2 protein-coding genes are annotated in these 2,008 nt (G+C 73.8%); one reads left to right on the top strand and one right to left on the bottom strand.

Going from position 1 to position 2,008, the window contains the following annotated elements; genetic code table 11:
• Window positions 1-88: 88 nt before the first annotated feature.
• Window positions 89-1,318, bottom strand: a complete 1,230-nt coding sequence (ilvA, locus tag ACOV8S_RS16190) for a threonine ammonia-lyase (RefSeq protein WP_382552942.1) — start codon at window positions 1,316-1,318, stop codon at window positions 89-91.
• A gap of 175 nt (window positions 1,319-1,493) precedes the next feature.
• Here ilvA and ACOV8S_RS16185 point away from each other — a divergent pair.
• A partial coding sequence (locus ACOV8S_RS16185) for a MarR family winged helix-turn-helix transcriptional regulator (RefSeq protein ID WP_448318516.1) occupies window positions 1,494-2,008 on the top strand: 515 nt, incomplete at its 3' end.

Below are 2,008 nucleotides of genomic sequence, written 5' to 3'. Positions count from 1 at the left end.
GGGGTGACCTGCACGACCCCCATGCCGGACAGCCGCACCCGCCCCGCGCCCGTCTTCGGCCGGCGCCCCGCGCCCGCCTTCGGCCGGGTCAGTCCGCTATGGCGTAGCCCGCGGCGCGCAGCGCCCGGTGCACCTCGGCGCAGTGCTCCGGGCCCTTGGTCTCCAGGTGGACCTCCACCTCCGCCTCGGTGGGGCCCAGGCGCGGGGCCGTGCGGCGGTGGCTGACGTCGAGGACGTTGGCGTCCATCTCGGAGAGGACCGACAGGAGGGTGGCGAGGGAGCCCGGGCGGTCGTCGAGGCGGACGCGGACCGCGAAGTAGCGTCCCTGCACCGTCATGCCGTGCCGCAGGACGCCCTGGAGCAGCACCGGGTCCACGTTGCCGCCGGAGAGGACCGCCACCACCGGGCCCCGGAACGACCTCGGATCGGCCAGCAGCGCGGCGACCGGGCTCGCGCCGGCCGGCTCCACCACCAGCTTCGCGCGCTCCAGGCAGTGCAGCAGCGCCGCCGACAGCTGGTCCTCGCCGACCGTGCGCACCTCGTCGACCAGCTCGCTGACCAGCGCGAACGGCACCTCGCCCGGCCGGCCCACCTTGATCCCGTCGGCCATCGTCACCGGCCGGGGCACCGCCACCGGGTGGCCCGCCGCGAGCGAGGGCGGGTAGGCGGCCGCGCCCTCGGCCTGCACGCCCACGATCCTGACGTCCGGGCGCAGCGACTTCACCGCGACCGCTATGCCGGCGGCCAGCCCGCCGCCGCCGACGCCCACCACGATCGTGCGGACCTCGGGACACTGCTCGAGGATCTCCAGCCCGACCGTGCCCTGCCCCGTGATCACGTCGGGGTGGTCGAAGGGGTGGATGAAGACCGCGCCGGTCTCCTCGGCGTGCGCGATCGCCGCGGCCATCGTCTCGTCGACCACTTGGCCGTGGAGTATGACCTCCGCGCCGTACTCCCTGGTCGCGCTGATCTTGGGCAGCGGGGCGCCCTTCGGCATGAAGACCGTCGCCTTCACACCGAGCAGCGAGGCGGCCAGGGCGACCCCCTGCGCGTGGTTGCCCGCGCTGGCGGCGACCACGCCGGCCGCGCGCTCCTCGGGGAGCAGACCGGCGATCCGGATGTAGGCGCCGCGCAGCTTGAACGATCCGGTGCGCTGCAGGTTCTCGCACTTCAGGAGCACCGGGGCGCCCACCAGCCGGGACAGGTACCTGCTGCCCTCCAGGCCGGTGACCCGCGCGATGCCGGAGAGCATCTTCTGGGCGCCGCGGACGTCGTCGAGGGTGACGGGGGACGGAGCCGCGGATGTGCGGTGATTCATGGGGCCAGTCTCGCAGGGAGAACTCGCGCGCCACCTGCCCTGTGGAAAACCACGGCCGGTCGTGCCCAAGGCCTGACGCTCCGGGGGCGGGTTTTCCACAGGCTCGTTACGCACCGGTGCGAGTCCGCGTAGCCTGTCCCCCATTACCGGCCCAGATCGAAGTGAGCTTCCGGCCATGCCCACTGCACCCGACACCTCGACGGAGTCGACGGACGTGACGACCACCGACGACGACGGTCTCCTCGAGTCGCTCCAGTACCAGATGGCCCTGTTCGCGCGCCGTGCCGAGCAGACCCGGCTGGGGGCAGTCGGACGGCTGCGCGACTCGATGGACCGCGCGGCGTACCTGCTTCTCCACCGCCTCGAACAGGAGGGCCCGATGGGGGTCAAGGCGCTGGCCGCCGGGATGGGCATCGACTCCTCCACGGTCACCCGCCAGGTGGCGCCGCTGGTCGAGGCCGGGCTGGTCCGGCGGACCTCGCACCCGGAGGACGGCCGCGCCGTGGTGCTCGACCTGTCGCCCCGCGGGCGCGCGCGGCTGGAGGAGGTCCGTGCGTCCCGCAGGCAGCTGATGGCGGAGCTGACGGAGGACTGGTCGGAGGAGGAGCGGGACTCCTTCTGCGGGCTGCTGACGCGGATGAACGACGCGTTGTCGGAGCGGATGGCGGGGCAGGCGGGCGGCACCGGGGG

The sequence above is a fragment of the Streptomyces sp. CO7 genome (assembly GCF_053474865.1).
The sequence above is the reverse complement of the archived record's forward strand: the minus strand, read 5'-3'. Positions and strand labels throughout refer to the sequence as shown.